This window comes from Desulfobaccales bacterium (assembly GCA_041648175.1).
Taxonomy (GTDB): domain Bacteria; phylum Desulfobacterota; class Desulfobaccia; order Desulfobaccales; family 0-14-0-80-60-11; genus 0-14-0-80-60-11.
This window is the reverse complement of the sequence record JBAZPO010000017.1, coordinates 39,568-65,248: the sequence shown is the minus strand read 5'-3', so window position 1 is coordinate 65,248 and position 25,681 is coordinate 39,568. Positions and strand designations below refer to the sequence as shown.

29 protein-coding genes are annotated in these 25,681 nt (G+C 58.1%); 24 read left to right on the top strand and 5 right to left on the bottom strand.

Features of this window, described 5'->3' with window-relative positions; genetic code table 11:
• Positions 1–192: 192 nt before the first annotated feature.
• The 14 genes from rimP (at position 193) to WC600_14910 (ending at position 12,029) form a co-directional block, all read left to right on the top strand.
• Positions 193–696, top strand: a complete 504-nt coding sequence (gene rimP, locus WC600_14975) for a ribosome maturation factor RimP (GenBank protein ID MFA4904035.1) — start codon at positions 193–195, stop codon at positions 694–696.
• A gap of 8 nt (positions 697–704) precedes the next feature.
• Entirely contained in the window at positions 705–1,997 is a 1,293-nt protein-coding gene (gene nusA, locus WC600_14970; protein MFA4904034.1) for a transcription termination factor NusA, read from the top strand.
• A 54-nt stretch (positions 1,998–2,051) separates the two neighbouring features.
• Positions 2,052–4,856 carry a translation initiation factor IF-2 gene (gene infB / locus WC600_14965; protein MFA4904033.1) on the top strand — a complete coding sequence of 935 codons (2,805 nt, stop codon included), beginning with the start codon at positions 2,052–2,054 and terminating at the stop codon, positions 4,854–4,856.
• Positions 4,857–4,885: 29 nt separating this feature from the next.
• Entirely contained in the window at positions 4,886–5,179 is a 294-nt protein-coding gene (locus WC600_14960; GenBank protein MFA4904032.1) for a DUF503 domain-containing protein, read from the top strand.
• A 5-nt stretch (positions 5,180–5,184) separates the two neighbouring features.
• Positions 5,185–5,565: a 30S ribosome-binding factor RbfA gene (gene rbfA, locus WC600_14955; protein ID MFA4904031.1), complete on the top strand. Its 381-nt coding sequence runs from the start codon at positions 5,185–5,187 to the stop codon at positions 5,563–5,565.
• A 57-nt stretch (positions 5,566–5,622) separates the two neighbouring features.
• Entirely contained in the window at positions 5,623–5,922 is a 300-nt protein-coding gene (locus WC600_14950; GenBank protein ID MFA4904030.1) for a nucleotidyltransferase family protein, read from the top strand.
• On the top strand, positions 5,906–6,247 hold the full coding sequence (locus tag WC600_14945; protein ID MFA4904029.1) for a DUF86 domain-containing protein: 342 nt from the start codon (positions 5,906–5,908) through the stop codon (positions 6,245–6,247). Before WC600_14950 ends, WC600_14945 begins: the two co-directional genes overlap by 17 nt.
• Positions 6,247–7,143 (top strand): tRNA pseudouridine(55) synthase TruB, encoded by an 897-nt coding sequence (gene truB / locus WC600_14940; protein ID MFA4904028.1) that lies wholly within the window; start codon positions 6,247–6,249, stop codon positions 7,141–7,143. The genes WC600_14945 and truB overlap by 1 nt, the downstream gene beginning before the upstream one ends.
• A 192-nt stretch (positions 7,144–7,335) precedes the next feature.
• Positions 7,336–7,605 carry a 30S ribosomal protein S15 gene (gene rpsO / locus WC600_14935; GenBank protein MFA4904027.1) on the top strand — a complete coding sequence of 90 codons (270 nt, stop codon included), beginning with the start codon at positions 7,336–7,338 and terminating at the stop codon, positions 7,603–7,605.
• An 18-nt stretch (positions 7,606–7,623) separates the two neighbouring features.
• The gene (pnp, locus tag WC600_14930; GenBank protein ID MFA4904026.1) at positions 7,624–9,771 is read left to right on the top strand and encodes a polyribonucleotide nucleotidyltransferase; all 2,148 of its coding nucleotides are present in this window, start codon (positions 7,624–7,626) and stop codon (positions 9,769–9,771) included.
• Positions 9,746–10,996 carry a pitrilysin family protein gene (locus tag WC600_14925; GenBank protein ID MFA4904025.1) on the top strand — a complete coding sequence of 417 codons (1,251 nt, stop codon included), beginning with the start codon at positions 9,746–9,748 and terminating at the stop codon, positions 10,994–10,996. Before pnp ends, WC600_14925 begins: the two co-directional genes overlap by 26 nt.
• 209 nt (positions 10,997–11,205) lie before the next feature.
• On the top strand, positions 11,206–11,607 hold the full coding sequence (locus tag WC600_14920) for a hypothetical protein (GenBank protein MFA4904024.1): 402 nt from the start codon (positions 11,206–11,208) through the stop codon (positions 11,605–11,607).
• A gap of 68 nt (positions 11,608–11,675) precedes the next feature.
• Positions 11,676–11,831, top strand: coding sequence for a DUF3309 family protein (locus WC600_14915; protein ID MFA4904023.1), 156 nt, complete (start codon positions 11,676–11,678; stop codon positions 11,829–11,831).
• Between the two features lie 15 nt (positions 11,832–11,846).
• Positions 11,847–12,029, top strand: a complete 183-nt coding sequence (locus WC600_14910) for a DUF1328 domain-containing protein (GenBank protein ID MFA4904022.1) — start codon at positions 11,847–11,849, stop codon at positions 12,027–12,029.
• 111 nt (positions 12,030–12,140) lie between these two features.
• On the opposite strand, the gene WC600_14905 is transcribed toward WC600_14910, so the two are convergent.
• The 5 genes from WC600_14905 to WC600_14885 form a co-directional block, all read right to left on the bottom strand.
• Positions 12,141–12,368 (bottom strand): hypothetical protein, encoded by a 228-nt coding sequence (locus WC600_14905; GenBank protein ID MFA4904021.1) that lies wholly within the window; start codon positions 12,366–12,368, stop codon positions 12,141–12,143.
• A gap of 77 nt (positions 12,369–12,445) precedes the next feature.
• Positions 12,446–13,252: an alpha/beta hydrolase gene (locus WC600_14900; protein ID MFA4904020.1), complete on the bottom strand. Its 807-nt coding sequence runs from the start codon at positions 13,250–13,252 to the stop codon at positions 12,446–12,448.
• Positions 13,249–14,148 (bottom strand): DUF3108 domain-containing protein, encoded by a 900-nt coding sequence (locus WC600_14895; GenBank protein ID MFA4904019.1) that lies wholly within the window; start codon positions 14,146–14,148, stop codon positions 13,249–13,251. Before WC600_14895 ends, WC600_14900 begins: the two co-directional genes overlap by 4 nt.
• Before the next feature lie 20 nt (positions 14,149–14,168).
• Complete coding sequence (locus WC600_14890) at positions 14,169–14,945, bottom strand: DUF3108 domain-containing protein (GenBank protein ID MFA4904018.1); 777 nt, start codon at positions 14,943–14,945, stop codon at positions 14,169–14,171.
• On the bottom strand, positions 14,945–15,262 hold the full coding sequence (locus WC600_14885) for a DnaJ domain-containing protein (GenBank protein ID MFA4904017.1): 318 nt from the start codon (positions 15,260–15,262) through the stop codon (positions 14,945–14,947). The genes WC600_14890 and WC600_14885 overlap by 1 nt, the downstream gene beginning before the upstream one ends.
• A gap of 324 nt (positions 15,263–15,586) precedes the next feature.
• Between WC600_14885 and pyrR the strand changes: the two genes are divergently transcribed.
• From pyrR to pssA, 10 genes are all read left to right on the top strand, one after another.
• Positions 15,587–16,141: a bifunctional pyr operon transcriptional regulator/uracil phosphoribosyltransferase PyrR gene (gene pyrR, locus WC600_14880; protein MFA4904016.1), complete on the top strand. Its 555-nt coding sequence runs from the start codon at positions 15,587–15,589 to the stop codon at positions 16,139–16,141.
• A complete protein-coding gene (locus tag WC600_14875) occupies positions 16,141–17,373 on the top strand; it encodes a hypothetical protein (GenBank protein ID MFA4904015.1) in 1,233 nt (410 codons plus the stop codon). Before pyrR ends, WC600_14875 begins: the two co-directional genes overlap by 1 nt.
• Positions 17,374–17,375: 2 nt before the next feature.
• Positions 17,376–17,774: a secondary thiamine-phosphate synthase enzyme YjbQ gene (locus WC600_14870; GenBank protein ID MFA4904014.1), complete on the top strand. Its 399-nt coding sequence runs from the start codon at positions 17,376–17,378 to the stop codon at positions 17,772–17,774.
• A gap of 1 nt (position 17,775) precedes the next feature.
• Positions 17,776–19,515 carry a hypothetical protein gene (locus WC600_14865; protein MFA4904013.1) on the top strand — a complete coding sequence of 580 codons (1,740 nt, stop codon included), beginning with the start codon at positions 17,776–17,778 and terminating at the stop codon, positions 19,513–19,515.
• Between the two features lie 868 nt (positions 19,516–20,383).
• Positions 20,384–20,620: a DUF465 domain-containing protein gene (locus WC600_14860; GenBank protein MFA4904012.1), complete on the top strand. Its 237-nt coding sequence runs from the start codon at positions 20,384–20,386 to the stop codon at positions 20,618–20,620.
• Positions 20,617–22,305 (top strand): biosynthetic-type acetolactate synthase large subunit, encoded by a 1,689-nt coding sequence (gene ilvB, locus WC600_14855; GenBank protein ID MFA4904011.1) that lies wholly within the window; start codon positions 20,617–20,619, stop codon positions 22,303–22,305. The genes WC600_14860 and ilvB overlap by 4 nt, the downstream gene beginning before the upstream one ends.
• A 12-nt stretch (positions 22,306–22,317) precedes the next feature.
• Positions 22,318–22,806 carry an acetolactate synthase small subunit gene (gene ilvN, locus WC600_14850; GenBank protein ID MFA4904010.1) on the top strand — a complete coding sequence of 163 codons (489 nt, stop codon included), beginning with the start codon at positions 22,318–22,320 and terminating at the stop codon, positions 22,804–22,806.
• Positions 22,807–22,925: 119 nt separating this feature from the next.
• Positions 22,926–23,915: a ketol-acid reductoisomerase gene (ilvC, locus tag WC600_14845; GenBank protein MFA4904009.1), complete on the top strand. Its 990-nt coding sequence runs from the start codon at positions 22,926–22,928 to the stop codon at positions 23,913–23,915.
• Between the two features lie 250 nt (positions 23,916–24,165).
• Positions 24,166–24,822, top strand: coding sequence for a phosphatidylserine decarboxylase family protein (locus WC600_14840; GenBank protein ID MFA4904008.1), 657 nt, complete (start codon positions 24,166–24,168; stop codon positions 24,820–24,822).
• Positions 24,819–25,646, top strand: a complete 828-nt coding sequence (pssA, locus tag WC600_14835) for a CDP-diacylglycerol--serine O-phosphatidyltransferase (protein MFA4904007.1) — start codon at positions 24,819–24,821, stop codon at positions 25,644–25,646. Before WC600_14840 ends, pssA begins: the two co-directional genes overlap by 4 nt.
• Positions 25,647–25,681: the final 35 nt, after the last annotated feature.

The following is a 25,681-nucleotide window of genomic DNA, read 5'->3' as shown; positions in this document are numbered from 1 at the left end:
GGCGTTCAGCCCTGCAGACTATTTCTGGCTCATCGGGTTGGGCGTGGGGAGTGGGGCTGTACGGCACCATGATCGGGGCCGGCGGCGGCTTTGTTCTGATGCCGAGTGAACAGGTTGGGGCAAGTCAGCCTGACGGTTTAAGCAATAGAAGGGCAATATCCACAGGGACGAACTTTTCCCGACAGGTTGACCGTGACAGACGAAGTTGGAACCAAAGCAGACGTGGTAACCCGGTTGGAGGAGCTGATCCTGCCGCTCCTGGAATCCCAGGGCGCAGAGCTGGTGGAATTGCAATACGCCCGGCCCCGGCGAGGACGCGCCATCCTGCGCCTGTTTGTGGACCGTCCCGGCGGAGGCATCACCCTGGAGGAGATCACCCGGATCAGCCGGATCGTGAGCGGCCTGTTGGATGTCCACGACGTCATCCCCAGTTCCTTCACCCTGGAGGTGTCGTCGCCGGGCCTGACCCGGGCTCTGAAGAAGCCCCAGGATTATCAACGTTTCGTGGGCCGGCTGGTGCGGGTCACCACCCGGGCGCCTTGGGAAGGCAGCCAGGTGCATAGCGGCATCCTGCAAGGTCTGGAAGACGATGGGGTTTATCTCAAAGAGGGAGATCACATCGTGTGTATCCCCTTGAGTGAGATCGCCCGGGCCCGGCTGGATATCGACCAGAAAAATATTGGCAAGGAGGGCTAGTACCTCGCATGAATATTGAATTGAAGCGCATCATCGATCAGGTAAGCCGCGATAAGGGGATCGATAAAGAGCTGCTCATCGGTGCCATTAAGGACGCCATTCGTTCCGCCGCCAAAAAGAAGTATGGCCCGCGTCTGGAAATCGAGGTGGAATACCAGGACGAAACCGGGGAGATCGAGGTCTTTCAATATAAGCAAGTGGTGGAGGGCGTCAAAGACCCCAACCTGGAAATTTCTTTGGAAGAGGGCCGGATAGAGGACCCGGAATGCGAAGTGGGCGACAGCCTGGGCTTTAAAATGGACGCCTCGGCCTTCGGGCGCATTGCGGCGCAGTCGGCCAAACAGGTGATCATGCAGCGCATGAAAGACGCCGAGCGAGACCTGGTGTACGAAGACTACAAGGATCGTAAAGGCGAGATCATGAACGGCATCGTGCAGCGCCTGGACCCCGAGGGTATCATCGTCAATTTGGGGCGCACCGAAGCTTTGCTGCCGCCTATGGAGCAGGTCCCCCGGGAAATCTACCATAAAGGGGAGCGCATCCGGGCCTACGTTCTGGACGTGAAGCGCCAGACCCGGGGTCCTCAGATCATCCTGTCCCGGACCCATCCCCAGTTCCTGGTGGTCCTGTTTGAATCCGAAGTGCCGGAGATTTCCGAGGGCATCGTCCAGATTTTGGGCTGCGCCCGGGAACCGGGCAGCCGTTCCAAGATCGCCGTATCTTCCCGGGATTCGGATGTAGACCCGGTGGGAGCCTGCGTCGGCATGAAGGGGGCCCGGGTCCAAAACATCGTGCAGGAACTGCGGGGCGAAAAGATCGACATCATCCCCTGGCATCCCGATGAGGCCAAGTTTGCCACCAACGCCCTGGCCCCGGCCCAGGTGAGCCGCATCATTATGAGTAAGGAAAGCCAGACCATGGAAGTGATCGTGCCGGATGATCAGCTTTCCCTGGCTATCGGCAAGCGGGGCCAGAACGTCAGGCTGGCGTCGCGGCTGGTGGGCTGGAAAATCGACGTCAAGAGCGAGTCCAAGTACTCAAAATCATTGAAAGAAGGTTATCTCTCTTTGTTGAGCATTCCCGGCGTGGGCGAGATCACGGCCAGTCTCTTGCATGAGGCAGGGTACTCGTCGGCCCGGGAGGTGGCGGAAACCAGCCTGGATGAGCTGCTCCAGTCCACCGGATTGACTGAGAAGAAGGCCACGGCGCTCATCGCTGCGGCTCAGGAAATGATCCAAGGGGGCGGGCCGGAGGATGCGGCCGATACCCCTGAGAAGACGGCCGGGGTCCAGGAAAGTTAAAGATTATTGTGCACCGCCAAGGGCGAAATCAGTTTCGGGGGTTAGGTTACGTATATGGGTAAGACCAGGATTGGAAATTTGGCCAAAGAATTGAAAATGGATGTTGGAGAGTTGATCCACCGTCTCCGGGATGAACTGGGGCTGCAGGAAAAAATCACCTATCTCAGTCTGTTGGATGATGAGACAGTGGCCCGGGCGCGCCAGACGATCACCACCGCGGTGCCTCAGGTTGAGGAGCTGCGGGTGGGTGATAAGGTCAAGCGCCGTCGACGGGTGGCGCCGCCGCCCCCGGTTATACCGCCGGCACCGCCCCCGGAGGAAACTGCCGAGGCGGAAGCCGCGCCACCGCCTCCTCCCAAGCCGGTGATCAAGCCCCGGAAACCCAAGGAGACCGTGGCCCGGGTAGTATCGCTGCCTCCCAAAGAGAAGCCTGCGCCCATTGAAGTGGCGCCGCCGCCACCCCCGGCCGCGGCACCCCCTGCAGCACCGGAAGGACCGACTGCAGTGACCCCCGAGGCAACCCCCGAAATCCCCGAGGTGGCAGCGGTCACACCCCCGCCTCCACCTCCACCCCAGCCTGCGGCCACACCACCTGCGGCCGCGCCAAAGCCGCCTCAGACGGCGGACTCAGGCGCGGCGTTGAAACGGCAGCGGGGTAAAGCCAAGAAGAAAGAAATGCCGGCCCGGATTATCAGCCTACCCCCTGAAAAACCGGCTACTCCCCCCCCGGCGGCGCCAGTGCATCGTCCCGCGGCGGCGGAACGGCCCGCAGCCAGGCCCACCGGAGCTAGACCGGCGCCTGCCGCGGCTAGGCCAGGGGCCGGACCGGTCAAGCCCCCCGTGGTCGTGGAAGAAAAGAAAGCCGGCCAGGGCAAGAAGAAGGTCAAGCGCCCGGAAACTGAGGCAGCTCGGGCGGCCAAACCTGTCAAAAAGCGGGAAGTCAGGGAACGGGCCGATCTGTATAGCGGTGCGGAAGGCGAGACCCGAGGCTCGGGCCGCCGCAAAGGCATGAAGAAGGCCATCAAGAAGGTCTCCAAGTCGGAGCTCACGGTGCCCAAGGCCATCAAGCGGCGGGTCAAGGTGGGGGAATCCATCACCGTGGGTGAGCTGGCCAAACGCATGGGCATCAAGTCCGGCGAAATCATCAAGCAGCTCATGCATATGGGCATAATCGCCACTATTAATTACCCCATTGATTTTGAATCCGCGACCCTTGTGGCCGGGGAATTCGGGTATGAAGTGGAACACGCCAGCATGCAGGAAGAAGATCTGCTGGCGGTCGCTCCCCGCCAAGCAGGCGAGGCCACTCCCCGGCCCCCGGTGGTTACCATCATGGGGCACGTGGACCACGGCAAAACTTCGCTCTTGGACGCCATACGCCGGACCCGGGTGACTGAAGGGGAGGCCGGCGGCATTACCCAGCATATCGGCGCCTACTATGTCAATCTGCCCGAAAAGCAAGGGGAAGTGGTCTTTCTGGATACGCCGGGCCATGAGGCCTTTACGGCGATGCGGGCCCGGGGCGCCAAGGTCACTGACCTGGTGGTGCTGGTAGTGGCCGCAGACGATGGCGTCATGGAACAGACTACGGAAGCCATTAACCATGCCAGGGCAGCAGGCGTACCCCTGGTGGTGGCCGTCAACAAAATTGACAAACCCAATGCCAACGCGGAGCGGGTGAAACGAGAACTGTCCACCGCGGGCGTGGTTTCCGAAGAATGGGGCGGCGACGTCCTGTTTACCGAGGTGTCGGCTAAAAAACGCATCGGCATCAAAGAATTGCTGGAGAAGATTCTCCTCCAGGCGGAAATCCTGGATCTCAAGGCCGTGGCGAATGCACCGGCCTCGGGCTGGATCATCGAATCCCGGCTGGATAAAGGGCGGGGTCCGGTGGGTACCGTGCTGGTCCAGGAAGGCACCTTAAAGCCTGGGGATTACTTTGTGTGCGGCCCGCAGTATGGCCGCGTGCGGGCCCTGTTCGACGACCGGGGCGAAAAAATTGATGAAGTGCCGCCGGGACTGCCCGCGGAAGTCCAGGGGTTCAACGGCGTCCCCGAGGCCGGGGACGAATTTATCGTACTGGAAGATGAGCGCAAGGCGAAGCAGATCGCTATGATGCGCCAGCAGAAGCAGCGAGAGTCCACTTTGGCCCGCATCAGCCGGGTAACCCTGGAAAAGCTCTACCAGCAGGTGCGGGATGGCGCGGTCAAGGAACTCAAGATGGTGCTCAAGGCCGACGTGCACGGTTCCATCGAGGCCCTGGCCAAGGCTCTGTCCGAGCTGGGGACCAAAGACATCAAGGTCTCCATGATCCATTCCGGTCTCGGCGAGGTCTCCGAAAGCGACATCATGCTGGCTTCGGCCTCGGATGCCATTGTGGTGGGGTTCAATGTCCGGGCCAATCCCAAGGCCATATCTCTGGCCGAGCAGGAGCAGGTGGATGTGCGCTATTACGACATCATCTATGCCCTGTTGCATGATATTCATGCCGCCCTGGAAGGGTTGCTGGAGCCCATCGTGGAAGAGAAGATCATGGGCCGCGCCGAAGTGCGCCAGGTCTTTTCTATCACCAAAGTGGGAACCATTGCCGGCTGTATGGTACTGGACGGCAAGATCGAACGCAACTCTCTGGCACGGGTGCTGCGCGGTGGCAAGAAGGTGTCCGAAGGCGGCAAGATCAATTCCCTGAAGCGCTTCAAAGAGGATGCCAAAGAGGTGCTGGCGGGGTATGAATGCGGTATCGGCATCGACCGGTTCAACGACTATAAAGAAGGCGACATTATTGAAGCCTATATCCAAGAGAAGGTGAAGGCCGTCCTGGAGGCCCCGGCGGCCAGGCCCGAAATCCAAGCCGAATAAGCAGGCCCCAGGGAGCCGGGTGAGTCGCCATGATTATCGCCGCAGCCCTGATTACGCTGATTATCCCGGAGAACGACTCCTTGAAGGGTAAACGGCGGGTGGTTAAAAGCCTGATCGAGAAAGTGCGGCACAAGTTCGAGGCGGCCGTAGCCGAAGTGGGTGACAACGATTTGTGGCAGAAGGCCAAGATCGGCGTGGCCCTGGTGGGCAATGATTCCCAGTTTCTGGAAAGCCGGCTGCAGCAAATCATGAAATATATCGAGAACCAGAACCTGGCGGAGATTATCGATTTCCAGGTGGAACTCTGTTACCTGGAGAAGTGAGACACGTGAAACAACGGACCCCCACGGGCCGCCCCACCCGGGTGGCGGAATTGCTCCGGGAACGGCTGGCGCTGATCCTGCTCAACAAGTGCGCCGACCCCCGTCTCAAGGAACTCACCCTCACCGAGGTGGAGATGAGCCCGGATTTAAAGCAGGCCCGGGTATTCTATGTGGTGCGGGAAAACGTGGACAAAATCCAGGTGACCAAGGCGCTGGACAAGGCCCTGGGCTTCATCAAACAGGAAGTGGCCAAAGAAAACCTTTTCCGTTTGATGCCGGAGTTCTTCTTCCTGCCGGATCCAGGTCTGGACCGGGCGGCGCAGTTGGAGAAGTTGTTTGAGGCGGCCAGGGAACAGCATGGACCAGGGGAACCGGAAGAGCGTTGAGAGTTTAGCCACATCGAGGTCAGGGCATAACAACCGGATTGAGGAAGCAAAGAGGCTATGAAAAAAAGTTCGGATGCAATCCTGAAAATCATCGAGGAGAACCGGGAAACGCTTAAAAGGTTTGGGGTCCGGAGTTTGGGGCTGTTTGGCTCCGTGGCCCGGGGCGAAGCCACGGAAAGTAGTGATCTAGATTTCCTGGTAGAATTAGAGAAGAAGAGTTTTGATGCTTATATGGATCTTAAAGATTATTTAGAAGAATTGTTTGCCTGCGACGTGGACTTGGTAATGAAAGATGCTCTTAAGCCCAGGCTTAAAGAGCCGATATTAAAAGAAACGATCTATGCCCAGGGATTATAAAATCTACCTTAGTGATATAATCGAATGTATTGAAAGGATACAAGATTATACAGCAGGATTATCATTAGTTGATTTTTGTAATGATAGAAAAACTATCGACGCGGTAATCCGGAATCTTGAAATAATTGGTGAAGCTGCCAGAAGATTACCCGAAGGATTTAGAATAAAATTCCCTGATGTGGAGTGGGGCAGGATTGTTAGTCTAAGAAATATCTTGATTCATGAATATCCAGGGATCGACCTGGAGACTATATGGGACATTATTGAGAATAAGCTTTCGTTATTAAAAAAGCAGGTTAACAAGATTCTGAAAGACTCAAATTAATGATCTCCGGCATCCTCCTCATTGACAAGCCCGCGGACGTGACCTCCTTCGAGGTGGTGCGCCGGGCCCGGCGGGTGTTGAAGATTCGGAAGATCGGTCACCTTGGCACCCTGGACCCCTTTGCTACGGGCCTGTTGCCCCTGTGCCTGCTGGAAGCCACCAAGCTGGTGCCCTACCTGATGCCCGAACCCAAGACCTACCGGGCGCGGGTAAAATTGGGGGTTACCACCGACACCCAGGATTGCACCGGGACGATCATTGCCACCAACGAGGCGATGCCGACCCCGGAGGAGATTATCCAGGCGGCCACCGGCCTTGTGGGAGAGGTGACCCAAGTGCCGCCGCAGTACTCCGCGGTGCATTACCAGGGAGAGCGCGCCTACCGTCTGGCCCGCCGGGGAGAGGTGGCGGAGTTGGCGCCCCGGACCGTGACGATTTATGATTTGACCGTGGACGAACTGGTTATCCCGGAGTTTACCATGACGGTTGCCTGTTCCCAGGGCACCTATATCCGCACCCTGGCCCAGGATTTGGGCGAGGTTCTGGGATGCGGGGCGCATCTGGCGGCCTTGCGCCGCCTGGCAGTGGGACCGTTTAAGGTGGACGACGCTCTTCCGCTGGTGACTTTGGCAGAGCTGAGCCAGGAGGGACTGGTGAGCCGGATTGTGCCGCTTACCGACTGCCTGCCGAGGCTGCGCTCCATCGAGGTGGACGCAGCCGCAGCCCGGCAGTTGCGCCAGGGCCGGCCTCTGGTGCACGGCGCAACGGATTTGCATGAAGGCGAACAGGTGCGGATTCTGGCGGACGCCGAACTGATAGCTGTGGCCCAGGTAAGGAACCTGACGCCCCAGGCGGTGCTGGCCCCGGTGCGAGTGTTTTTGAGCGGTCAGCTTTAAAAAGATGGAACAATATCATCATGCTCAACCCTTATTGCTTAAAGCGTCGAGCCAAGAAGAATGGGAACAATAGCATTCTGAATGCTGAAAATTTTTTAAGAGCAAATAAGGCGGTCAACATTGCTGGAAGGCTGTTTAAGTTTTAGCTGACAGCTGTTAGCTGATAGCTGACTGCTACAAAAGGAGGAAGACGTGGCCCTAGATACAGAACATAAACAGGAGATTATTGATCGTTACCGGCTGCATGACGCCGACACCGGCTCACCGGAAGTGCAGGTGGCCATCTTGAGCGAGCGCATCAGTTACTTGACGGATCATTTTAAGGTCCATGCCAAGGACCACCATTCCCGTCGGGGATTGATCAAGCTGGTGGGACAACGCCGGCGCCTCCTGAATTATCTGAAAGACAGAGACATCGAACGTTACCGGGCTTTGATCGAGCGACTTGGCCTGAGAAAATAGGAGGCTCATCGGAATCATATGGCAAAAAAGACATATACAGTAGAAATTGGGGGTCGCGACCTCTATTTCGAAACGGGTCATTTGGCCCAACAGGCCAGCGGTTCAGTGTTGGTCCGTTATGGGGAAAATGCGGTCCTGGTTACCGCAACCATGTCCGACTCACCCAGAGAGGGCATTGATTTTTTACCCCTGACCGTGGATTACATGGAGAGGGCTTATGCCGCCGGACGGGTGCCCGGGAGTTTCTTTCGGAGAGAAATCGGGCGGCCCTCAGAAAAAGAGACCCTGACCTCCCGGTTCATTGACCGGCCGATGAGGCCGCTCTTCCCCAAGGGGACGGTCAACGAAATTCAGATTATTGCTACCGTGCTCTCCGGAGACATGGAAATTGATCCGGATATCGTCGCCTTAAACGGCGCCGCCGCGGCCCTGGAGATCTCCGATATCCCCTTTAACGGACCGGTGGCCGCAGTGCGGGTAGGCAAGGTCGATGGGCAACTCGTAATCAATCCCACCAATTCCCAGCTCAAAGAGAGCACCTTGAATCTCATCGTGGCCGGGGCGCCCCAGGGCCTGGTGATGGTGGAAGCCGGCGCGCGGATGATCCAGGAAGATGAAGTGCTGGAAGCCCTGTTTTTCGCCCAGGAGCAGCTCCAGCCCATCTTAGAGCTTATCAAGGGCATGGGCCGGGAGATCGGCGAGCCCAAACGGCAGGTGGTAGAGCCGCCCGATTACCCGGAGTTGCGTCAGAAAATCGAGGCCCTGGCCAAAGATAAGATCCTGGCCGCGGTGGTCATCCCTGAAAAGAAGGCCCGCTATAAGGCCTTGGATCAGGCGCGTGATGAGGTGCTGGCCGACCTGGGGTCCGAGGTGGAAGGTCTGGAGAAAGTTGCCAAGGGCCTTTTCTCGGAGTTTAAGAAAAAGCTGGTGCGGAATTTGATGCTCACGGAACAACGCCGCATCGACGGCCGCAGCTACACCGAAGTCCGTCCTATTACCGGAGAAATCAACATCCTCAGCCGTAGCCACGGCTCCGCGGTCTTTACCCGCGGCGAAACTCAGGCTCTGGCCGTCGCCACCCTGGGGACCCCTTCGGATGAACAGAAAATCGAGACCCTGGTGGGCGAGACCTTCAAGTCCTTCATGCTCCACTATAATTTTCCCCCGTATTCGGTGGGGGAAACCCGCATGATTAGAGGGCCTGGACGACGGGAAATTGGCCACGGGGCCTTGGCCGAGCGCGCCATTTCCCAGGTACTGCCGTCCGCGGAAGAGTTTCCCTATACCATCCGCATCGTGTCTGAAATCCTCTCCTCTAACGGCTCTTCTTCCATGGCGACGATCTGCGGGGGCTCCATGGCCCTGATGGACGCGGGCGTGCCCATCAAGGCGGCGGTAGCCGGAGTGGCCATGGGTCTCATCAAAGAGGACGACCGGGTAGCGGTGTTGTCCGACATCCTGGGCGATGAAGACTCTCTCGGCGACATGGACTTCAAGGTGGCCGGAACCGCAGACGGGATCACCGCCCTCCAGATGGATATCAAAATGACGGGATTGACCCGGGAGATCATGGGCCAGGCCCTGACTCAGGCCCGGGAGGCCCGGCTGCATATTCTGGGGAAGATGAACGAAGTTATCGACGCGCCGTCTCCCACCCTCAAGGAACACGCGCCCAAGATCATCGTGCTCACCATCAATCCCGACAAGATTCGGGAGGTGATCGGACCCGGTGGTAAAATGGTGAAGTCGATCGTGGCGGCCACCGGAGTAAAGATCGACATCGAAGACGATGGCCGCATCCATATCTCCTCGGCCGACCAGACCGCGGCTAATGAAGCTATTCGGTTGATCAACGAGATCATCGAAGAAGCGGAAATCGGCGCCACCTACACGGGCAAGGTGAAGAAGATCATGGATTTCGGCGCTTTTGTGGAAATCCTGCCGGGCACCGACGGCCTGGTGCACATCTCGGAGATGGCCCATCGCCGGGTTAAAACCGTAGACGAGATCCTCAAGGAAGGCGACGTAGTCACGGTCAAGGTTCTGGACGTGGACCGGCAGGGGAAGATTCGCCTGTCCATCAAGGCCTTGATTCCTAATGATAACCCCCAGCCGGACGATTCGGATCGCAGGGGGGGGCGTGTACCAAAAAAGCGTCCTGAGTAACGGGCTCCGCATCGTCACCGAGGAGGTGCCTCACTTCCATTCGGTGGCGGTGGGGGTGTGGCTCAATGTGGGTTCCCGGGACGAGACTGCCTCAGAGAACGGTCTCAGCCATTTCCTGGAACACATGGTCTTTAAGGGCACCCCCGAGCGCAGCGTCCTGGATATTGCCCGGGAAATCGACCAGTTGGGCGGGCAGTGCAACGCCTTCACCACCAAGGAACAGACCTGCTTCCACGGCCGGGTCCTGGCGGAGCAGCTGCCCCGGCTGGTGGACCTGCTGGGCGACTTGGTACTCCGGGCGCACCTCCCGGCTCCAGATCTGGAGCGGGAACGGCAGGTCATCCTGGAGGAGATTAACGCCCAGGACGACTCCCCGGAAGAACTGGTGCACGTGCATTTTGCCCGGAACTTCTGGGGGGACAACCCCTTTGGGTGGCCCATCCTGGGGGAGGCTGCGAGGATCGGCCAGGTCCAGAGGGAGGACTTGCTGGCCTACCGCCGGCAGGTCTATCGCCCGGCCGACACCGTGATCGCGGCTGCGGGTAAAATCCGGCACGAGGACCTGGTGAACCTGGTGACCGCGGGTTTTCAGGATTTTACCAACGGCGCCCCGGCCCGACCCCGGATACCTGTCAGCACTCATCCCGGGGTCTATCCCCTCTCTCGGGACCTGGAGCAGGTCAACCTCGTTTTGGGGGCCCCGGCGGTGGCGGCGGGCGATCCCCGGCGCTATGCGGCTACCATGCTTCAGTTGATCCTGGGCGGCAACATGAGTTCTCGCCTCTTCCAGGTGATTCGGGAGCAGCTGGGATTGGCTTATGCCATCCAGTCGTACGTCCAGTTTTTCAGCGATGCGGGCTTTTTGGGCATCGCCGCCGGGGTCAGTCCCGGCAATCTTGAGGCCATTATGGCCGCAATTCGCGAGGAACTGAAAAATCTGCAAGCCGAGCCGGTCTCCCGTGCCGAGCTTACCGCGGCCCAAGAACATCTTAAAGGCTCCATCATGCTTTCCGCCGAGGATTGCGACCATCTCATGCTGCGTCTGGCCAAAAACGAGCTCAACTTCGGCCGCTATATCCCTCTGCAGGACATCATCACCGGCATGTTGCAGGTCACGACGGCAGAGATCCTGGAAGTAGCCCGGGACCTGCTCCGGCCGGAAGCCTGGGGCGTGGCCCTCCTGGGTCCGGTGGATGATACCCCGGGCAATTATGGCCTGGCTTGAGTAGCTACTAGCTACCAGCGGTCAGTTTTCAGCCAAAAATTTCAAACGGCTGTAATTACGTCCTGAGCACCATTCCTTGGTCTGAACAGCCGGGGGGGCTGGTCTACACCTTCTCTTGATTTCCCAAAACCATCCGGAAATTTCCTGCTTGACTCTTAAAAAACCATTATTAATTTAACTGTTAAACTATCTTTTAAAGGGAGGCAATTATGCGTAAGGTGATGGTATTCATACTGACAGCATCTTTGCTCATGGGCGCGGGTTACGCCATGGCTCAGGCGCCCGGGGAAGTCCAGACCCCGCAGCCGGGCCAGAGTCAGCCGCAGGGGGCCATGATGGGGAGTCAAGAGATGCCCCAAATGATGAAGCAAATGCAGGACAACATGCAGCAGATGCAGCAGATGATGAGCAAAAGCAAGGTGCCCCCGGCTGACCTGAAGAAGATGCAGGATATGTTTAACCAGATGCAGGTCATGCTGAATCAGATGCACATGATAGGTATGATGCAGATGATGCAGGCCTGCCCCATGATGAAGCAGCTGCAGACTCCGGGGACCCAGCCCCAGGCACCGCCAGAACACCCGAAGCCGCCCGAGCCGGAAAAGAAGTAATAGAAGCATGGACGCCCTGGCGGGAGCGGCCACTTCTGGTCGCTCCCGGTTGACAAGGAGGAACAAAAATGGTCAGCACTTTATTGCTCATCATATTAATTCTTCTGCTTATCGGAGCGCTGCCACGCTGGCCCTATAGCGGGGGTTGGGGTTATTATCCCAGCAGCGGCATAGGATTGATCCTTATCATTATAATTATCCTGCTCCTGCTGGGACGCATCTGAGGCCTGGAGGTAGATATGCTTAGTATGGCACTTACTTTCTTGATCATCGCTTTAATAGCGGGTGTATTGGGACTTGGCGGCATTGCGGCTATTTCTGCGGAAATTGCCTGGATCCTTTTCATTCTTTTTCTAGTGCTCTTCATTATTTCATTGTTCTTTGGGGTGAGAAGCAGGAGGAGGGGGCCTCCCTTAGTTTAACACATCCATATCACGAAGAGGGGGGCCGTTTCCCCCCTCTTCAATTTTTTTATGAGAAATCAGAAGCGTTCTGCGTTTCCCAAAGAGCGGGGGGGAGTATCAGGTGCTGCTCTAAAAATCCTCCTCGTCTTCTAAGATGGCCTTGTTGATGAATTTATAGAGGCTGCCGATCCATTCCAGCTCATTTTCCAACTCCGAGTTGGCGAAGATCCATTCGCCTTCCCGGTCTTTGGCGATGATAACGATTTCTTCGATGTCATCCAACTCCTGATAAAACTTCTCCACGACCTCCTTGACGGAACGTTGCGCCCGGGCAAAAGGGATGATGTTTTTTGTCATGTGTATGTGGCGGGTAAAATGCCCGTCACCCTCCTAGTAGTATTCCCTTCAAGAGAAAGGTAAAAAATGCTTTTGCGTTAATTGTTTAATGAACGGCCCAAAAAATCAATGATTATCTTGTTTACCTTCACCGGGGCTTCTTCCTGGGGGGCATGGCCCACCTCCGGCAGCAGGTGAAATTCCGCCTGAGGCAAATGACTTTTGATCCAGTGACCCTGGGCCGGAGGCAGGATGAGGTCGTGCGCTCCCCAGATGAGGCTCGTGGGCAGGGTGAGACTGCGCAGGAGCTCCGCAATCTCCTCGAGAGGTCGAACCTCCAATTGCCGGCAGACCTGGCGCAGGGCCAGACGATGGCTCAGGGATCGGTAAGGCGGGGCATAGCCGGCCACGGCCTCAGGGATCATCCGCTCGGGATGACAGTAAACCAGGCGCATGAACCAGGGAAGAAACCAGGGACCCAGGAGGGTCGCGACTGCATATCCCAGGACCGGCAGGCGCAGCGGATAAAAGGCGTAGGGAATCCGGGTGATCGCTGCGGCGGGGGCCAGCAACACCAGGGCGCACACCTGCTCGGGGCGCTTTTTAGCCACAAGCAGGCTTAAGCCCCCGCCCAGGGAATTGCCGCCCAGGATAACGGTCTTAAGCCGGCGCCAGTCCAGGAAATCCAGGATACCCTGGAGCAGGGCTTCGACGCGGTAGTCGGCGTGCCGGAGCGCCGGGGATTTGCCGTGGCCAGGCAGGTCAGGGGTGATCACCCGGAAATGGCGGGACAGGGCAGTCCGGTTGTGGCGCCAGGAAAAGCTGGAGGCCCCCAGGCCGTGGAGCAGCACCAGGTCGGGCCCCTGACCGGCGATCTCCACGTACCAGTCCCGGGGGTGGATCATGGCGGGCTTTCCCCATCTGGGTCAGGTGTGGGGATGTTAGCCTGGGGAGACCGGGTAGCAGCCGGCCCGGACGCGGGGAGCCCCGGTAATTTCGCGGGCATCATGACGCTGCCCGGTAACAAGGCCCCTCTGACGGTGACGCCGAAGACCGTGGTCCAGGCCTGGTGCGGCACCCGTTGCGCATCGATCATAGCGAATACCACACCCCGGGTACCTGCAAAGACCGGGTTGACCAAAGAAACCTTGGCCTGGCGGCCATCGACGGTCTCCGGGCCTAAACTCACTTCCAAGGCCTCGGGCTGGGGATAGGGAATGCCCCGGATAGTGCTGGTTTCGCCTTCTCGGGTTGGGCCTAAAATCTTCAATCGGCAATTGTAGAACGCGCTCAGGGGGTCATAGACCTGCTCAGGCAAATCGGTCTCCCATTTCTTTAAGAGACCTTTGCCTTGATGCCACTCCCACAAGGCTAACCGGGCTCGAGGATAATTGAAGCGATACTCCTTGAAGGCGCGTTTCCCGTGGCGCCAGGATTCTTCCCGGTAAACCAGCGGCACCAGACGCCCCTTCCGCCAGACCATCTCGGTTTGGAGACGTTCCTTGTGGTTGCCGCTCATGACCTTGATGAAGCCCCTGGTCTCTCCCAACACTTCCGCCACCAGGCGGCCCTGCCCCTGGTTCGTTAAGGTAACCCGGACCTGGGCGGCATCCGGCCAGACCAAAACCGCTATCTGGTAGCGCAAATCCTCAAGTAAGGCCGGGGCAGCCAAGACCGCGCCGTCCGGCAGCACAAAATGGATCAGAAAGAGGAGGACCAGGCAGGGGAGGGCGCATCGCCATCTCTGAACGCGGCCAAATAAGGAGAGGTACCGCCCCTGAGGTGGTAAATTACCAGCCACGCTTTTTACGACCTGTCATATTAATTATGCCGCGCCATGGCCGGCAGCAATTCCTTCTTGATCTCGCCGGGGTTCAGCAAGCGCCCCGCCAGCTTGCCGAAGAAGGTGACCTCGGTCCAGGCCAGGGTGGGCACTCCCTGCGGATTGAGGAAGATGAAATAGTGATCTTCGGTAGGGGAGTCCTGCGGGCGATAGTTTAACATCACCTTAAGGCCTGGCTCGGTCTTCTCGCCTATGCGAAAGACGAGTTCTTGAGGTTTGGGGTTGGGCAATACCGCAACCCGGACGTTTTCACCGCCCTTGAGCGTCCCGAAGGCCCCAATCCGGACATTATAAAACAGGGACAACAAGTCATACACCGGTTCGGTCAGGGGAACTTCCCATTTCTTAACCCAGGCGCCGCCGTCGATCTGGCGCCGGAGAGTCAGAAGCCGGCGCTCGTAGTCAAAGCGGTACTCTTTTACCCAGCGCTGCCCCTTGTCCATAAATTCTTCGCGATAAACCAGGGGTTTAAGACGCCCCTCCCGGTAGATCATCTCCGATTGGTAGCGTTCGGGCAAATAGCGGCTGAGCAGCCGCCACATGCCCTGGGCCGCGCCGGAAAACTCGGCCAGGTAATGTCCCGGTTCCAGTTCCTTTAAGACCAGATGAACCTTGGCCACATCATCCCAGGGGCCCAGGCTTACCTGGTAGACCAAATCTTCCCGGGTGTTGGGCAGAGGGGCGGCCGGAGCCCGCACCGGCGCCAGGACTACATGGAAGCAGATGACCAAAACCAGAAATGCCCGGATTGACATCAATTGTTGCCGCCGTCTTGATCTTTCGGGGGGGGTGGCCCCCACACCCCGGTGTAAAAACGATCGGCCCACCATTTCTGGAGATCTTCAGGACCGGCGCTTTCAACCAGGTCGTAACGATACGCCTCGATGAATTGGACAATCCGCTGGTAGGCTGCGTTAATCTGCTGCATCCGGGTGCGGTATAGGGCTTCCTCACCAATGGGGGCGCGGTCCGGATGCCAGAGGCGGGCTGCCCGGCGGTAGGCCGTTTTGATCTCCCTTTTGGTGGCCTTGGGCTCAAGCTCCAGGAGCTCCCGAGCTTCTGCCAGGGTCATGACGTGGTTGGGATTGAGTTCGTGCAGAGATTGAGTCCGCCATTAAGATTAATTAATTACCGTTGGGTTCATTATAGCTCTGATCGGCTTTGTCGCCAATAAGCCATCACACCATGGCCGACTTACCTTGTCTTCTTGAAGAAATCATGGTAAAAATTTAACCAATTGCCATCGTTAGGGAAAATACGGCACCGGCGACGGCGATGCTGCAAGTTTGAAACAAGTCCTCCTCTGGAGTGCGCACCGCGCACCATTTATCAAGGCTGGTGGCGGGCGAGGACGCCCGCCCTGCCGGGTTCGGAACAAGGGGAAAGCGATAATTCCATGACAAAGACCAAGACCTCGGCCATGCCTGCCCGGGAACTGAACAAGACCCTGGAGCGCCTTACTGATGAGATTATGGCGAAGCATCAGGACCAGGACGCCTTGGTACTGGTGGGGATCAGGACCGGTGGGGCCTTTTTGGCCCAGCGCCTGGCCGCCATCATTACCAGGCGGACCTCCCTTCCCGTGCGGGTGGGGGTGCTGGATATCACCCTCTACCGGGACGATTGGACCCAGCTCAGCCACAAGCCCCTGGTGGGCAAGACGGAACTGCCGGGCTCCATTGATGCCCAGGAAGTGGTGCTGGTGGACGATGTACTGTTCACCGGACGCACCATCCGGGCCGCCCTGGACGCGCTCATCGACTACGGGCGGCCCAGGCGTATCGAGTTGGCGGTGCTGGTGGACCGGGGCGGCCGGGAGTTGCCTATTCAGCCGGACTACGTCGGGCGGGTCCTGGAGTTACCTCCGGGGCAACGGGTCAACGTCTACCTGAGTGAGATGGGGCGCGCAGACGAAGTTGCCATCGAATCAGGCCCGCCGGAAAGGCCTTGATGGAACGCATGAAAAAGGCCAAGAATCAACCCGGGGGCGCAGTCCCGCTCGCGGCGGAGGCAGAGGCGCGGCTGGCCAACCAGGTGGCCGAGATCAATGCGGCCCTGGAATCCGGAGCCGACCTGGCCGCGCTGCAAAAGCTGCTCACCCCTGATCCCCAAGACCCTGAGTGGGATGTCCGACTGATGGCGGCGTTGGGGGCTTTGCCGCATCCGGCCATTCCGGCCTTGTTGGTGGCGCTCTTTGGCGGGGCCACAGACAAGCTCCGGCGCAAGGCCCTGAAAAAGACCCTCCACCTGCTCAAGACTAAGGGAGTGGCAGTCCCTCATGACCTCCTCCCCAAAGAAGAGGTAAGCGTTGGAGTGCCGCGGCCCGGAACCGCGACGGCTTTTGTGACCCCCATCTTCGGCAACGGCGAAAGCTACATCATTCTGGAAGGTCCTCCGGAGGTTTTGCGCGGCAACTTCCTGGTCTCACTCATCAACGACCGGGAAGGCTTTGGGGAATGCGTGCTCCTGAACCTCAAACGCAAGCAGGAAGCGGAATTTTGGGACCACTTCCGAGAGCAGGGGTTAGAGGAGGTATTTTCCCCACCCCCGGCGTATGCGGTCTCGATGCTGGAAGCGGCCTTCACGGCTCACCCCGACTCCCCCGGGGCTTCTCAATACGGCGCCTTGCGGGAGAAGATTTTTCAGCACTGGGGTCGCCCGGAGACTGCCCCGGACCTGGAGTCGGCGTTGCCGTCCGTCAATCCCGGAGAGCGGACCCGGCTCTTGGACGAGAGCCGGAAGCTGGCCCTGGACCCGCTATTTAACTCCTGGCTGCCGGGGCCGGAAGAGATCACTCCCTGGCTGACCAAGCTCCAGGAGGTCCAGGACAGCCCGTTGGTGTTGTCGGATCAACAAAAGCAAGTGCGCAGCGATGCGGTGTTGGAGGAAGCCATCCAGGCCCTGTACCCCCCTGAGACCCGGGCCGATTGGGGCCGGCGTCTGAAGACCATGGCCTATTACCTGCATCTTTTGGGGAGAGACGAAGACTCCCGGACCGCTCGGGCCGCGGCGGCCGATCTGGCCGACCCGGAACGGGGCGCCCTGGCCGGAGAAAACCAGTTTCTGAAGGGCCTGGTGCAGTACGCCGCGCTTCTGGCCTGGCAAGCCCGGCAGGCCCGGGAACCCGCGACGGGCTCACCCCTGGTGGCGCCGCCCGATTCCTCCCTGCTCATCCGGAGGTAAACATGATCCAGACCTTGAGCGTGCGGACGGGCAGCCGCATCGAAATGGTGGATATCACCGGCAGGATTCAGGAACTGGTGCGCAAAAGCGGCGTTACGGAAGGCGTCTGCCACGTCTTTGTGGCCCATACCACGGCGGGTTTGACCATCAACGAAAACGCCGATCCCAGCGTCCAGACCGACATCCTCATGGTGCTGAATAAAGTCATCAGCGACCGGGAGGCTTATCGCCATGGCGAAGGCAACTCCCCGGCCCACATCAAGGCGTCCCTCATGGGTCCCGACCTCACGATCCTGGTGAGCCAGGGGAGCTTGCTCCTGGGCACCTGGCAAGGGATCTATCTCTGCGAATTCGACGGGCCCCGGACCCGTAAGGTGCATATCAAAATTATGGCGGGTTAATATGGTAAATCCCCGGAAATTCTTTGGCGAGGTGAAGCTGGACGGCCTACCTCTGGCCGCATTCCAGCAAGAGCCTATCGCCATCCGGGATCGCACACTTCTCAAGGATTTTCTGGAATACACTCATATCCGCGAGGGGTTGCTGGCCCCTTACCACGCCACCTACCCCTTGATCGAGCCCCGGGAACTCCTGCCTTCCTTTGAAAAGAATTTCTCGGAATATAAGCATCTGCCCAGTTTTAGCATGGTGGCCTTCAACCGCCCCCTGTCCTATCAGGAAGAAATCTTCCAGTTCGATCTGCTCCATACCCCTGAAGAAGGCAAGCGGCGCTCTGCCCGGGAAGACCTGGACAAGATCGCTCCCCACCTTGACCGGGACTTCAGGCCCGTTTTCAGGCAGTTGCTCGGTTCCCGGGATATCACCGATCTGGCGAACTATGAGGAACTGCTGCGGTTTCTCTTTCACATGGACCGGGCCCACGTCATTGCCCGGGATGATGCGGGCGATTTTCGCCTCATGGGCGTTTACGCCTCCTTTCCATCGGATTTGGACACTGAACTCAAGGCCCTGGGGCGCACGTTGGGGAAATTCAAAAAGCTGGATAACTTAATCTACGAGCGGGAACGGGAATTCGTCTATCAATTTCTCATGGAATTGTATGGCTTCCCCATCGCCTCGGAGCGCCGCACTTCGGCGGCGCTGTTCGCCCGGCGGTTGAGCCACCTCAAGCAGCAATACCTCATCAAGGTGCTGGGCGCCTCGGACCGGACCATCACCAGCCTCTCGGGATTTGAGCAGAAGCGCTATCCATTGGTGGAAAAGGTGGCGCTCATCGCACTCTCACCCACGCTAGCGGAGGCCCAACCACATCTTAAGGAGGGGGGCTTTTACGTAGACCCCAAGCGGCGGGTGGTGATCCTGAAGGTGACTTACCAGCAGCACAAGTACAACCGTTTCAATATCCTGGAAGACCGGGCCATGTCCATCCTGCGCCAGGAAATCATCCATCCTTTCCACGGCGGCCGGGACTTCAATCTCAATATCTTAAAGGACACCAAGCGGACCTTGAAGGAACTCACCGATATCGTCCGGGGTGAGCATATCGGTTCCATTACCTACCGGCGCAGTGACCTCCTTACCTCAACCAAGACCCATGAGGAGCGCCTCAAGTTCCTGTCGGCCTGGCTCAACAAGAACCAGCGGCGTCTTGGGGCTTATGGCAAGGAAACCTTCGAGGATGTGAAAAAATTGCTCAACAGCTATCTCTCCCAGCGGGACCATCGGGAAGCGTTCAGCAAGCACCGGGAGTTGCACCGGGAAGTGGTCCATCACCTGGCCTACTTGAGCCAGGTACAGCAACTCCAGCCCCTGGAAAAGCTGGCCCAGCCCGGGAAGCTCCAGAAGGGGATGGGCCCCAACCGGCGCCTGACGCAGGCCGTAGCCTTTCTGGAGGAAAACCAACATGATTTGCCTTACTTTTACCCCGACCTGTTCAACAAGGCTTGTCATCTCTTCAGTCAGATTCTGAGCTATCCTTACTTCAAAAAATTGCTGGCCGAGGAAGGTCCCCCGGCCAGTTCCTTCCGGCGGCGGGTCTGGGAGATGCTGGTTCGGGGACAGGAACTCACTGCGCAGATGGGAAAGGAACACTGCTGGATCAAGGGCGAAATCAAGCGAGGCACTCCATTTCCAATGGCCATCCCAGAGGTCCAGTCGTCCTCGGCCCCCAAAAGCGCTTGAGTCACAAAATAGGGGGCGGTTAAAAAAAAGTTAATTTCCCTCTTGAAATAGTTTAAGTGATGATTAACTTATAGTCAGAAGCCTGAGGACCGGAAAATCTGCCGCCGGCCCCCCAAAAGCAATGCGAAAGAAGGGGCGCGATGTGGGGGTTGCAGTCCCACCTGGCTTGTATCGGCAAGAGGGCCGTGTCGTGAGACATGGCCCTCTTGTTTTGGGCAATCACAATTGAGTTTCTTGCGAAAAGCCTTTTTGTCATCCTGAGCGAAGCGAAGGATCTCGTAACTTCCCGTAGTTATGAGATTCTTCGGTTGCTTCGCTCCCTCAGAATGACAGGCACGGAGCTATTTGCAAGACGCTTGGTTGGTTAGTAGCGATCATTTTATCAGGCTGCTTAAAAACCCAGGCGCGGCGGCAGTATTTTAGGGGACCGCGTTTAAAACTTGATTATTAGCTTCGGTTTGAGATATAATTATTTCTATGAAAAATCCTGCCCGGCCTATAACCACCCTTGCTGGCATTCGAGTATCCGACGGCACCGTATTGTTAGGCGTCGCGGCCGGCCTGTTGGGTCTGGGGCTGGTGGGGCCAAGGAGGACGTTGCGGTCATAACCCGTGACCCCCACTACCGAAACTGTCAGGCAGGGCCGCTTGCGGTCCTGTTTTTTTTTGTCAGGTGCGGTAGGGATGGCTGGGCCTGGGTTAGGGGCTCTGAATGCGAGATGGATTTTTTCCGAGGGAGACCTGACTTAGGCATGACAAATAATCATTGTACTTGAGCTAAGTTCTTATTCTGCCAATGATTGACAAATATCTAACACTATTTTAATATTTGATCTTTAATAATCTATAGAATGGTCGGGGGCAGAGCATGGAGAGAAGCGACCAGGAACTCATTGAGCATTTGATGGATCGGGACCCGGAGTTGAAAAAGTATGTAGATGAACACCGGGATTATGAGAAACTCTTGGAAGAATTCAACCGCCGGCCATACCTGACGGCCGCGGAAACCATCGAACGCAAACGGTTGCAGAAATTGAAGCTGGCCGGTCGCGACCGGATCGAGCAGATCCTGGCGCAGCATCGCCAGAAGGAATGTGTGCAATGAAGCGGAATGGGGCCCAGATACTGCTGGAATGTTTGAAGCGGGAAGGAGTGAAGCACATCTTCGGTTATCCCGGCGGCGTGGTTCTCGATATTTACGATGAACTGACCCGGCATCCGGATATCCAGCATATCCTGGTGCGCCACGAACAGGCTGCGGCCCACGCCGCGGACGGCTATGCCCGGGCCTCCTCGCAAGTGGGGGTGGCTCTGGTCACCTCAGGCCCCGGCGCCACCAACACCGTAACCGGCATTGCTTCGGCCTACATGGACTCCATTCCCATCGTGGTGTTAACCGGCCAGGTGCCCACCGCCCTGATCGGCAACGATGCCTTTCAGGAAGTTGATATCGTTGGCATCACCCGGCCCTGCACCAAGCACAATTACCTGGTGAAGGACGTCAAAGACCTGGCCTACACCATCCTCGAGGCCTTTCATATCGCCCGCTCCGGGCGGCCGGGGCCGGTGTTGGTTGACCTGCCCAAAGACGTCATCCAGGCCAGTACGGTCCCCAAGTATCCGGACGAAATCAAAATCAAGAGTTACAACCCGACCTACCATGCCAATCCCCGGCAGGTCAAACGGGCTTTGGATATGATCTTGGCCGCCAAAAAGCCGGTGCTGTACACCGGGGGCGGCATCATTCTGTCCAATTCCTCGGGCGAACTGCTGAAGTTCGCCGAGACCCTGCAGATCCCGGTGACCAGCACCCTCATGGGCCTGGGCGGCTTCCCGGGAGATAATCCCTTGTGGATGGGCATGCTGGGCATGCACGGCACCTATTGCGCCAATATGGCGGTGTCTGAGGCCGATGTCCTTATTGCGGTGGGAGCCCGTTTTGACGACCGGGTCACCGGCAAGCTGGCGGAGTTTGCGCCTCATGCTAAGATCGTGCACATCGACATCGACCCCAGTTCCATCAGTAAGAACGTGGCGGTGGATGTCCCCATCGTGGGCGACTGCAATGATACGCTGAAGCAGCTCAATGACCTGTTGGCGACCAAGACGGCCCAGAATTGGCAAGAACAGCGCCGGTCCTGGCTGAATACCGTAAATTCCTGGGAAGAGGAGCATCCTCTGACTTATGTTTGGAGCGATACGGTCATTAAACCGCAATACGTAGTGGAAAAGCTCTATGAATTGACCAAAGGCGAGGCCTACATCACCACCGAGGTGGGCCAAAACCAGATGTGGGCCGCCCAGTTCTATAAGTTCAAGCGCCCCCGGCAACTGATGACCTCCGGCGGTCTGGGGGTCATGGGCTATGGCTTCCCCGCGGCCATGGGCGTGCAGGTGGCCCGGCCCGGCGCCACGGTCATCGATATCGCCGGCGATGGCAGCATCCAGATGAACATCCAGGAACTGATTACGGTGGTGGACAACAAACTGCCCGTGAAGATCGCCATCTTGAACAACACCTTCTTGGGCATGGTGCGCCAGTGGCAGCAACTTTTTTACGACCGGCGTTACAGCTCCACCCCCATGACGGCCCCCGATTTTGTCAAGCTGGCCGAGGCGTACGGCGCCGTAGGCTTAAGGGCCACCAAACCCGAGGAAGTGGTGCCGGTGATCCAAGAGGCCCTCAATACTCCGCGGCCGGTGATCATGGACTTCAGAGTGGAACCCGAAGAATGCGTCATGCCCATGGTGCCGGCAGGCAAGGCCATGCACGAGATGTTACTGGCTTAAGGAGGGGGGGAGATGGAACCGCGTCATACCATTGCAGTCGAGGTGGACAATACTCCTGGGGTGCTCTCCCGGGTGACCGGTCTGTTTTCCGGCCGGGGCTATAATATCGAAAGTCTGTGCGTGGCCGAAACCATGGAACCGGATGTCTCCCGGATCACTTTGGTGTCTGTCGGTGAGCCGCAGATCATCGAGCAAATCATCAAGCAGCTTCACAAGCTCATCAATGTCATCAAGGTGACGGACTTGAGCGAAATGCCGCATGTGGAGCGGGAAATGGCCCTGGTCAGGATCAAGGCCGAAGATAAATCCCGGGCCGAGGTCTTGCGGATCGCCGATATCTTCCGCTGCCGGGTGGTGGACGTCAGCGCCACTACCTATACCCTGGAGATCACTGGGAACCACGAAAAGATCGAAGCGGTGCTGGGCCTCTTAAAACTGCACGGCATTCAGGAAGTGGTGCGCAGCGGCACCCTGGCCATTCAGCGCAGCAAGAAAGAGTAAAAAGCTGTCAGCTTTCAGCGGTCAGCAGTCAGCTTATCAAGAACCCATGGTGGGCACCGCCTACCAGGATTGATAAAAAGTCTAAAGTACCCAAGCTCTTTAAGGAGATGCAGATAACCATGAAGATGTATTACGATGCAGATGCGGATTTAGGGATTCTTAAAGGCAAGAAGGTGGCCATCATCGGTTTCGGCTCCCAGGGCCACGCCCAGGCTCTCAATTTGAGGGATAGCGGCGTGGACGTGCTGGTCTCCGAAGTGCCGGGAACTCCCAACTATGAGTTGGCGGAAAAATACGGCTTCAAGCCGGTGTCCGCGTCGGACGCCGCGGCTGCCGCCCAGGTGGTGCAGATCCTGACCCAGGACCACGTCCAGGCCGCGCTGTACGAAAACGATCTGAAACCCCATATGGGACCGGGCAAGACCCTGCTTTTTTCCCATGGCTTCAACATTCATTACGGCCAGATTGTGCCGGACCCCAAGGTTGACGTGATCATGGTAGCCCCCAAGGGTCCCGGCCACCTGGTGAGGGCCGAATACGAGAAAGGCGCCGGCGTTCCCTGCCTGGTGGCGGTGGAGCAGGACGCGTCAGGGAAAGCGCTGGCCACGGCCCTGGCTTATGCCAAGGGCATCGGCGCTACTCGGGCCGGCGTGCTCGAAACCTCCTTTGCCGAAGAGACCGAAACCGACCTTTTTGGAGAGCAGGCCGTGCTCTGCGGCGGAGTCTCCGAACTGGTCAAGGCCGGCTTCGACACCCTGGTGGAGGCGGGCTACGCCCCGGAGATCGCTTACTTCGAGTGTTTCCATGAACTGAAACTCATCGTGGACCTGTTCTATCAGGGCGGCCTGGAATACATGCGCTATTCCGTGTCCGACACTGCGGAATACGGCGACTACACCCGGGGGCCGCGCATCATCACCGAGGAGACCCGGGACGAGATGCGCCAAATCCTCTATGAGGTGCAAACCGGCGAGTTCGCCAAGGAGTGGATCCTGGAAAACCAGGCCCGGCGCCCGGTCTTCAACGCGCTTCGGCGCCAGGAGGCCGAGCACCCCATCGAGGAAGTGGGCAAGAAACTGCGCTCCATGATGGGCTGGCTGAAGAAATAAGGGGCGAAAAGGCGAAGAGGGAAAAAGGCGAAAAGGGAAAAACACTGAGCTGGGAAACGTGCTGTAATTAAATGGAAATTTTTTATATAATAAAAGCAGAGCTTCGCGCAACGAAGCTTTGGATCAAAGCAGATTCAACAGCGGGATGGGAACCGGGGAAAGGGCCTTTTGCTTTTAACCTTTTCGCCTTTTCGCCTTTTCGCCTTTTTCCCCAAACCTTAGCGTTGTCCAGGCAGGATGGCCGGTAAGTATGCCACCAGCCTCTGATACGAAACGCAGCCCGATTGCGCCCCAAGGGTATCCTTTGATTCTGGCCGGCGTGGTGCTGATCTTCCTGGGGATGATCGGTCACTGGGCCTGGATCACGGTCTTGGGGCTTTTGGCCACTGGTTTTTTTGCCTATTTTTTCCGGGACCCGGAACGGGATATCCCGTCGGACCCCGAGGCGATCATTTCCCCTGCGGACGGCCGCGTGGTTTTGGTGGATGAGGTTCAGGAAAAAGAGTTCCTGGAGAGTACGGCCCGGCATGTGGCTATCTTCATGAACGTCTTTGACGTGCACGTTAACCGCGCTCCGGTAACGGGCCTGGTCACCAAGATGCAGCACCGGCCGGGGGAATATAAGGCGGCGTCGCGCCCGGACGCGGGTCTGCGTAATGAACAGCAGGCCGTGGTCCTGGAGAGCAAATACGGCCAGAGGGTTCTGGTGGTCCAGATCGCTGGTCTGTTGGCCCGGCGGATTATCCCTTTTATCAAACCCGGGCAGCAGTTGGCCCGGGGTGAGCGTTTCGGTATGATTTGTTTCGGCTCCCGGGTGGATGTCTACCTGCCGCCGGATAGCTCCATCCAGGTAAAGGTAGGAGACCGGGTGAAAGCCGGGAGCAGCATCATCGGGAGGTGGGCATGAGTTTTCGCCGGAGACGTAAAAAGAAGGACAAACGGCGCTTTCGGGGCGTTTACCTGCTTCCCAACCTGATCACCACTGCCAGCCTGTTCGCCGGGTTTTACGCCATTATCGCCGCCATAGACGGCCGGTTCCATTCGGCCGCCATCGCCATCCTGGTCTCCCTGGTCTTAGACGGTCTCGACGGCCGCGTTGCCCGGATGACCCAAAGCACTTCCGACTTCGGGGTGCAATACGATTCTCTGGCGGACCTGGTGGCCTTTGGGGTGGCCCCCGGCCTCCTGGTCTACCTCTGGGCCCTGAAACCCTACCATCAATTCGGCTGGGTGGCCACGTTCCTCTTTGTGGTCTGCGGGGCCTTAAGACTGGCCCGCTTCAACGTTCAGCAGGGTTCTCATGACCCCCGCTATTTCAACGGCCTGCCTATTCCGGCCGCGGCCACCATGATCGCCACGGCTATTATCTTTTACTACGAGATCGGCGAATGGGCCCCGGAGCGCCACGTCTACACCTTGGCGATGATTTACCTGCTATCGTTTCTGATGGTGAGCAATGTCAAGTATGTAAGTTTCAAGAAGATGGACCTCTTCCAGCGGCATCCCTTCCATTCTTTGGTGGCTGTAGTGCTCGTCTTTGTAGTGGTGGCCACCGCACCCACGATCATGGGATTTTTGCTCATGGCGGCTTATGTGGCCTCCGGGCCTATCAGCACCATTATGTATTATCGCCGGCGGGCCTTGTTGGAAAAGGGCGAGAGCGAACCCCCGACCCAGAATAAATCGGGATTGGACCTTAGTGGGGGAGGCGAGGCCAGGAAGCAGGCCTGATTGCTGCTTAGCCGCACCTCCCCGAAGCAGTCCCG

Bases quoted from the DNA above. Each gene is read 5' to 3' on its own strand.
- nusA (MFA4904034.1), top strand. From the start codon at position 705: ATGAATATTGAATTGAAGCGCATCATCGATCAGGTAAGCCGCGATAAG.
- infB (MFA4904033.1), top strand. From the start codon at position 2,052: ATGGGTAAGACCAGGATTGGAAATTTGGCCAAAGAATTGAAAATGGAT.
- WC600_14960 (MFA4904032.1), top strand. From the start codon at position 4,886: ATGATTATCGCCGCAGCCCTGATTACGCTGATTATCCCGGAGAACGAC.
- WC600_14950 (MFA4904030.1), top strand. From the start codon at position 5,623: ATGAAAAAAAGTTCGGATGCAATCCTGAAAATCATCGAGGAGAACCGG.
- WC600_14945 (MFA4904029.1), top strand. From the start codon at position 5,906: ATGCCCAGGGATTATAAAATCTACCTTAGTGATATAATCGAATGTATT.
- truB (MFA4904028.1), top strand. From the start codon at position 6,247: ATGATCTCCGGCATCCTCCTCATTGACAAGCCCGCGGACGTGACCTCC.
- pnp (MFA4904026.1), top strand. From the start codon at position 7,624: ATGGCAAAAAAGACATATACAGTAGAAATTGGGGGTCGCGACCTCTAT.
- WC600_14920 (MFA4904024.1), top strand. From the start codon at position 11,206: ATGCGTAAGGTGATGGTATTCATACTGACAGCATCTTTGCTCATGGGC.
- WC600_14915 (MFA4904023.1), top strand. From the start codon at position 11,676: ATGGTCAGCACTTTATTGCTCATCATATTAATTCTTCTGCTTATCGGA.
- WC600_14910 (MFA4904022.1), top strand. From the start codon at position 11,847: ATGCTTAGTATGGCACTTACTTTCTTGATCATCGCTTTAATAGCGGGT.
- WC600_14905 (MFA4904021.1), bottom strand. From the start codon at position 12,368: ATGACAAAAAACATCATCCCTTTTGCCCGGGCGCAACGTTCCGTCAAG.
- WC600_14900 (MFA4904020.1), bottom strand. From the start codon at position 13,252: ATGATCCACCCCCGGGACTGGTACGTGGAGATCGCCGGTCAGGGGCCC.
- WC600_14890 (MFA4904018.1), bottom strand. From the start codon at position 14,945: ATGTCAATCCGGGCATTTCTGGTTTTGGTCATCTGCTTCCATGTAGTC.
- WC600_14885 (MFA4904017.1), bottom strand. From the start codon at position 15,262: ATGACCCTGGCAGAAGCTCGGGAGCTCCTGGAGCTTGAGCCCAAGGCC.
- pyrR (MFA4904016.1), top strand. From the start codon at position 15,587: ATGACAAAGACCAAGACCTCGGCCATGCCTGCCCGGGAACTGAACAAG.
- WC600_14875 (MFA4904015.1), top strand. From the start codon at position 16,141: ATGGAACGCATGAAAAAGGCCAAGAATCAACCCGGGGGCGCAGTCCCG.
- WC600_14870 (MFA4904014.1), top strand. From the start codon at position 17,376: ATGATCCAGACCTTGAGCGTGCGGACGGGCAGCCGCATCGAAATGGTG.
- WC600_14865 (MFA4904013.1), top strand. From the start codon at position 17,776: ATGGTAAATCCCCGGAAATTCTTTGGCGAGGTGAAGCTGGACGGCCTA.
- WC600_14860 (MFA4904012.1), top strand. From the start codon at position 20,384: ATGGAGAGAAGCGACCAGGAACTCATTGAGCATTTGATGGATCGGGAC.
- ilvB (MFA4904011.1), top strand. From the start codon at position 20,617: ATGAAGCGGAATGGGGCCCAGATACTGCTGGAATGTTTGAAGCGGGAA.
- ilvN (MFA4904010.1), top strand. From the start codon at position 22,318: ATGGAACCGCGTCATACCATTGCAGTCGAGGTGGACAATACTCCTGGG.
- ilvC (MFA4904009.1), top strand. From the start codon at position 22,926: ATGAAGATGTATTACGATGCAGATGCGGATTTAGGGATTCTTAAAGGC.
- WC600_14840 (MFA4904008.1), top strand. From the start codon at position 24,166: ATGCCACCAGCCTCTGATACGAAACGCAGCCCGATTGCGCCCCAAGGG.
- pssA (MFA4904007.1), top strand. From the start codon at position 24,819: ATGAGTTTTCGCCGGAGACGTAAAAAGAAGGACAAACGGCGCTTTCGG.